At 75.0% G+C, this 7528-nt stretch carries 2 protein-coding genes; both read left to right on the plus strand.

What is annotated here, in order from left to right:
• The coding region (locus AB0F71_RS39485) for a phosphopantetheine-binding protein (protein ID WP_360246045.1) at window positions 1-747 on the plus strand (747 nt) is incomplete at its 5' end.
• Window positions 748-763: 16 nt separating this feature from the next.
• Window positions 764-7528 (plus strand): beta-ketoacyl synthase N-terminal-like domain-containing protein (locus AB0F71_RS39490; RefSeq protein ID WP_360246048.1); only part of this gene is annotated, 6765 nt, incomplete at its 3' end.

Genomic DNA, 7528 nt, shown 5'->3' on the forward strand with positions numbered 1-7528 from the left:
CTCACCACCCCCACCGCACTCACCCTCTTCGACACCACCCTCCACACCCCCCACCCCCACCTCCTCCTCACCCCCATCGACCGAACCGCCCTACGGAAGCGGGTCGAGCGCGGCGAACTGCCGCCGATCCTCAGCGGGTTGGTGCGGTCGGCGAGGCCGTGTGCCACCGGGGACGGGACGAGCGACTGGGCGCGCCGGTTCGCCGAGACCCCGGAGGGCGAGCGCGGCACGCTCCTGCTGGACCTGGTCCGCTCGCACGTCGCGGCGGCGCTCGGGCACGGTTCGCCGGAGAGCATCGATCCGGACTCTGCGCTCAAGGAGTTGGGCTTCGACTCGCTGATCGCGGTGGAGTTCCGGAACCGCCTCGGCGCCGCCATCGGGCTGCGGCTGCCGGCGACGCTGGCGTTCAACTACCCGTCGCCCCGCGCGCTCGCCGAGCACCTCGGCGACCGCCTCGCCCGCGAGGCCGCCGCCGCCAGGCCCGCCGACGGCACCGGCACCGGTTCGGGCGAAGGCTCCGGGCAGGTGCCGGACGACGCCACGGCGTTCGCCGAACTCGACCGCCTCGAAAGCATTCTGCGGACGGTCTCCGACAGCGCGCGGGAGGAGTTCACGACCCGCTTGCGCCTGCTGCTCTCCGAACACTCCACCACGCACGCCACGGACGATTCCCTCGCCGCCGCCCTCGACGGGGCCTCCGACGAGGAGATGTTCGACCTGATCGACAACGAGCTCGGCACGGCTTGAGACGGGACTGAATGCGATGACGGTTGAAGACAAACTGCGGGACTACCTCAAGCGCGTGACCGCCGACCTCCAGCGGACCCGGGCGCGCGTTCAGGAGCTGGAGTCCAGGGAGAACGAGCCCGTCGTGATCGTGGGCATGGCCTGCCGCTACCCCGGCGGCGTCCGTTCCCCCGAGGACCTGTGGCGACTGGTGACCGACGGCGTCGACGCGATCGGCGAGTTCCCCACCGACCGCGGCTGGAACCTCGACGCCCTCTACCACCCCGACCCCGACCACCCCGGCACCAGCTACACCCGCCACGGCGGATTCCTCCACGACGCCGCCGACTTCGACCCCGAGTTCTTCGGCATGAGCCCCCGCGAGGCCCTCGCCACCGACCCGCAACAGCGCCTCCTCCTCGAAACCGCCTGGGAGACCCTCGAGAACGCCGGCATCGACCCCACCACCCTGCGCGGCACCCACACCGGCGTCTTCACCGGCGTCATGTACGACGACTACGGCAACCGGCTGACGCAGGCGGCACCCGACGGCTTCGAGGGCTATCTCGGGACGGGGAGCGCGGGCAGCCTGGCCTCCGGGCGGCTCTCCTACGTGTTCGGATTCGAGGGCCCGGCCATCTCGGTGGACACGGCGTGCTCCTCCTCGCTGGTCGCCCTGCACCTGGCCGCCCGCGCGCTGCGCAACGGCGAGTGCGACCTCGCCCTCGCCGGCGGCGTGACCGTCATGGCCACCCCCGCCGCGTTCATCGAGTTCAGCCGCCAGCGCGGCCTGGCCCCCGACGGGCGCTCCAAGTCCTTCGCGGCCGCCGCCGACGGCGCCGCCTGGAGCGAGGGCGTCGGCCTGCTGCTGGTCGAACGGCTCTCCGACGCCCGCCGCAACGGCCACCAGATCCTCGCGGTCGTACGCGGCAGCGCCGTCAACCAGGACGGCGCCTCCAACGGCCTCACCGCGCCCAACGGCCCCTCCCAGGAGCGGCTGATCCGCCAGGTGCTGGCGGAGGCGCGCCTGCGCCCGTCCGACGTGGACGCGATGGAGGCCCACGGCACGGGTACCGAGCTGGGCGACCCCATCGAGGCGGAGGCCCTGCTCGCCACCTACGGGCAGGACCGCGAACACCCGCTCTGGCTCGGCTCGGTGAAGTCCAACATCGGCCACACCCAGGCCGCCGCCGGCGTCGCCGGCATCATCAAAATGGTGCAGGCCATGCGACACGGCGTCCTGCCCCGCACCCTGCACGTCGACGCACCGTCCCCCCACATCGACTGGGACGCCGGCAACGTCGAACTCCTCACCGAGAGCCGCGACTGGCCGCGCACCGACCGACCGCGCCGCGCCGCCGTCTCCTCCTTCGGCATCAGCGGCACCAACGCCCACGTCATCCTGGAGGAACCGCCCGCCGCCGACCCGGCACCGGACCCGGTGGAGACGGCCGCGCCACCGGTGGTGCCGTGGCCGCTGTCCGGCCGGACCCCCGAGGCGCTGCGCGCGCAGGCGGCCGGGCTGCGGACGTTCCTGGCGACCCTGCCCGACGACCGACTGGCCGCCGCCGGACGGGCGCTGGCCCTGAACCGGGCCGCGCTGACCTGCCGTGCGGTGGTGACCGGCGCGGACCGGGAGGAACTGTCCGCCGCCCTGGATGCGGTCGCGGACGGCAGCACCGCGCCGGGCCGGGTGCTCGGCGGCAAGGTCGCGTTCCTGTTCACCGGCCAGGGGTCCCAGCGGGCGGGCATGGCCCGCGGCCTGTACGAGGCCTACCCGGTGTTCGCCGAGGCCCTGGACGCCGTCCTCGCCGAACTGGACGGCCACGGCGAGGTGCCGCTGCGCGAAGTGCTGTGGGGCACCGACGAGGAGGCGGTCCGGCGGACCGGAAACGCGCAGGCCCTGCTGTTCGCGGTCGAGGTGGCGCTGTTCCGGCTGGCCGAGTCCTGGGGGGTGCGGCCGGACTTCCTGGCCGGGCACTCCGTCGGTGAGATCGCCGCCGCCCACGTCGCCGGGGTGCTCTCGCTGGCCGACGCCTCGACGCTGGTCGCCGCGCGCGGCCGCCTGATGCAGGAGCTGCCCGAGGGCGGAGCGATGGCCGCGATCCGGGCGACCGAGCAGGAGGTCCGGCCGCTGCTGTCCGACGCGGTGGGGCTCGCCGCGGTCAACGGCCCGCAGTCGGTGGTGATCTCGGGCGACGCGGCCGCCGTCTCGGCAGTCGTCGCGCACTTCGCGGAGCAGGGACGGAAGACCGGCTCGCTGCGGGTCTCGCACGCCTTCCACTCCCCGCTGATGGCCCCGATGCTGGACCGGTTCCGCGCGGTCGCCGAGTCGCTGACCTACCGGGAGCCGACGATCGCGGCCGTGTCCACGGTCTCCGGCGGTCCGGCCGGGAGCTGGGCGTCGGCGGACTACTGGGTGCGGCACGTCTCGGCGACCGTCCGGTTCGCGGACGCGGTGCGCGGCCTGCGGTCCGCCGGCGTCACCGCGTTCGTCGAGATCGGCCCGGACGCGGTGCTCTCGGCGGCGGGGCCGGAGTCCGCGGCCGATGCCCTCTTCGTCCCGCTGATGCGCCGGGACCGGCCGGAGGCGGCCGAGGCGGTCGCCGGGCTCGGGCAGCTCCACGCGCACGGCGTCCGGGTCGACTGGTCGGCGTTCTTCGGGCCCGCGGACCGCGTGGACCTCCCCACCTACCCGTTCCAGCACCGGTCGCTGTGGCTGCATCCCACGGACAACCCGTCCTCGTCCGGCTCCACCACCCGGCACCCGTTGATCGGCGGAGCGGTCGAACTGCCCGACGGCAAGGGCCGGATCCTCACCGGCCAGGTCACCGCCGCCGCCCACCCGTGGCTGGCCGACCACGCCGTGCACGGCGTCACCGTGCTGCCCGGCGCGGCCTTCCTGGACCTCGTCCTCCGGGCAGGAGCCGAGAGCGGGCTCACCCGGGTCGCGGAGCTCACCGTCGAAGCGCCGCTGGTGCTGACCGACGGCGCGCCGGCCCGGCTGCACCTCACGGTCACCCCGGACGACACCGAGGGCGGCGCTGCGGGCAGCGGCCTCCCCGCCCCCGACGGGGGCACCACCGTCCAGCGGGTGACCGTCCACTCCCGTTCCGGCGACGACCCGGAACGACCCTGGATCCGCCACGCCGGCGCGGTCCTCACCGGGCCGGGCCACGGAGCCGTCGAGGGCGCCACCGCCGGCCCGGCGGGCGACTGGCCCCCGGGCGACGCCGTCCCCGTCGACGCCGAGGAGCTGGCCGACCGGCTCGCCGGCCTCGGCCACAGCGGGGCCGTCCCGCTGGCCGGGCTGCACGCCGCCTGGCGGGCCGGGGACACCGGCTACGCCGAGGTCCGGCTGCCCGACGACGCCGGGCAGGGCGGGTACCTCCTCGACCCGCGCCTGCTCCAGACGGCCCTGGCCGCCCTCGACGGCCCGGCCGACGAACTGCGCACGCCCGTGGCGTGGCAGGACGTCACCGTCCACGCCACCGGCGCGCGGACGCTCCGGGTCGCGCTGACCCGCACCGGGCCCGACACCGCCTCGGCGTCGATCCGCGACGCCTCCGGCACCCTGGTCGCCACCGTCGGCTCGGTGCGGCTCGGGCCGGTCCGTGCCGCCGGGCTCCGCGGCACGGACACGGACAGCGGGTACCGGCTCGAGTGGATCCCGCTGCCGCGGCCCGCCGAGGCCGCGACCCGCTGGGCGGTCATCGCCGGGAACGCGGACGACGACGCCCTCGCCGCCCTGCCCGGCGAGCGGCACACCGACCTCGCGGCGCTCGCCCGCGCCGTCCGGGACGGCGCGCGTCCTGCACCCGACGCGATCCTCATGACGCTCCCGGAGAGCGGCTCGGAAACCGGCGCGGCCGCCGTCGGGCAGGCCGTCCGGGCGCTCGACGCCGTACGGGACCTCCTGGCCGAGGAACCGCTCGGCGGCTCGCGGCTGGTGATCGTCACCCGGCGCGCGGTCGCGACCCACGACGGTCCCGGTGCCGACGGCGGCGCCCCGGAGGACGTCCTCGATCCCGGCCAGGCGGCCGTCTGGGGCCTGCTGCGCTCGGCCCAGATCGAGCACCCCGGCCGTTTCGTACTGCTCGACGTCGACGAGCAGGTCACCGAGGCCGTGCTGGGTGCGCTTCCGGCCGCCGGCGAGGACCAGTTCGCCGTCCGCGCCGACGACCTGCTCGCCCCCAGGCTGGTCCGCGTGCCCCTCACCGCGACGGCCGCACCGGGGGAACAGGAGCAGGCGGAGGAGGAACAGGAGCGACGGGCAAGGCCGTTCGACCCCGACGGCACCGTGCTGGTGCTGTCCGGGGCCGGCGACCTCGCCGAAGCACTCGTCCGGCACCTGGTCACCGAACACGGCGCACGTCATCTGCTGCTCGCCCGCACCGCCGGGGCCGCGCCGCTCGACGCCGACGGCCTCACCACCCTCGGGGCGAGCGTGACCACCGCGCCCGGGGAGATCGGCAACCGCGCGGACCTCGCCGCACTGCTGGCCGCCGTCCCGCCCGGACGGCCGCTGACCGCCGTCGTCCACGCGGTCGAGGAGACCGGCGCCCCGCTCACCGCCCTCACCCCCGAGCACCTGGACGCCGCCCTGCGCATCCGGGCCGGCCTCGCCTGGGACCTCCACGACCTCACCGCCGAGGCCGGACTCGGCGCCTTCGTCCTCTTCTCCTCCGCCGCCGGCTCCCTCGGCGCTCCCGGACGCGCGGACCGGGCTGCCGCCGGGGCACTCCTCGACGCCCTCGCCGACCGCCGGCGCGCCGAGGGGCGCCCCGTCCTGTCGCTCGGCTGGGCGCCGGAGGAGCAGTCGGATCCCGCCCGGCCGGAGTCCGCCGCGCCCGACGGGCTCAAGCCCCGCTCCACCGGGCACTCCCTCGCCGCGTTCGGCCTGGCGCTGTCCGGGGGGCGGCACGGCAGGCTGCTGCCCGTCGAACTCGACCACGCCGAACTCCGCAGGCACGCACGGGCGCTGACCCTGCCGCCGGTGTTCCGGAACCTGGTGCGCGTCCCGACCGCGGGCACCGCCACCGTCGACAACCGCGCCTGGGCGCGACAGCTGCGCGCCCTGTCCGAGGACGAGCAGCTCAGGACCGTGCTCGACCTGGTCCGTGGCCGGATCGCCGCCGTGCTCGGGCACCGGACTCCCGACTCGGTCGATCCGGACCGCCCGCTCCAGGAACTGGGATTCGACTCGCTCACCGCCGTCGGCCTCCGCAACCGGCTCCACGAGGCGACCGGGCTCGACCTCCCGTCGACCCTGCTCTTCGACTACCCGACCGCCGCCACGATGGCCGGCCACCTGCGCTCCGAACTCCTCGGCGTCCGGGGGAGCACCGTGGTGCCGGTCACCGCGGTCCGGTCCGACGACGACCCGATCGTCATCGTCGGCATGGCCTGCCGCTACCCCGGCGACGTCCGCTCCCCCGAGGACCTGTGGCAGCTGGTGGCCGAGGGCCGGGACGCGATCACCGGCTTCCCCGACAACCGCGGCTGGGACCTCGACGCCCTGTACCACCCGGACCCCGAACACCTCGGCACCTCCTACGTCCGTGCGGCCGGGTTCCTGCACGACGTCGCCGACTTCGACGCCGACTTCTTCGGCATCAGCCCGCGCGAGGCGCTGGCGATGGACCCGCAGCAGCGGCTGCTGCTGGAGACCAGCTGGGAGCTGTTCGAACACGCGGGGATCGACCCCTCCTCACTGCGCGGCAGCCGCACCGGCGTCTTCACCGGGACTCATGACCGGGACTACGGAACGCTGGTCGCCGGGCACGAGAACCTGGAGGGCTACCTGATCGTCGGCAACTCGGCGAGCATCCTCTCCGGGCGGCTGTCCTACACCTACGGCCTGGAGGGCCCCGCCGTCTCCCTGGACACGGCGTGCTCCTCCTCGCTGGTCGCCCTGCACCTGGCCGCGCAGTCGCTGCGCAACGGCGAGTGCGACCTCGCCCTGGCCGGGGGCGTCTCGGTGCTGGCGACGCCCTCGTCGTTCGTGGAGTTCAGCCGGCAGCGCGGCCTGGCTCCCGACGGGCGCTCCAAGTCCTTCGCGGCCGCCGCCGACGGAACCTCCTGGAGCGAGGGCGTCGGCCTGCTGCTGGTCGAACGGCTCTCCGACGCCCGGCGCAACGGTCACCAGATCCTGGCGGTGCTGCGCGGCTCGGCCGTCAACCAGGACGGGACCACGAGTCAGTTGTCGGCGCCCAACGGCCCCGCGCAGCAGCGGGTGATCCGTCAGGCCCTGGCCAACGCCGGACTCACCACCGCCGACGTCGACGTCGTGGAGGCCCACGGCACCGGAACCAAACTCGGCGACCCCATCGAGGCCCAGGCCCTGCTCGCCACCTACGGCCAGGACCGGCCCGAGGGAGCCCCGCTCCGGCTCGGCTCCATCAAGTCCAACATGGGCCACGCGGCAGGAGCGGCGGGCGTCGCCGGGATCATCAAAATGGTGCAGGCCATGCGACACGGCATCATGCCCCGCACCCTCCACGTCGACGCACCCTCCCCCCACATCGACTGGGACGCCGGCAACGTCGAACTCCTCACCGAAAGCCGCGACTGGCCCCTTGAGGGACGCCCCCGCCGCGCCGCCGTCTCCTCCTTCGGCATCAGCGGCACCAACGCCCACGTCATCCTCGAACAGGCCCCCACCACACCGGAACCGGCCCCCACACCGGAACCGACGGACACCCCCATCACCTGGCGGCTGTCCGCCAAAACACCCACCGCACTACGCGACCACGCCCGCCGCCTCACCCAACACCTCCACCACCACCCCCACCTCACCCCC

Origin of the sequence: Kitasatospora sp. NPDC028055, from assembly GCF_040637885.1 — a bacterium.
GTDB lineage: Bacteria > Actinomycetota > Actinomycetes > Streptomycetales > Streptomycetaceae > Kitasatospora.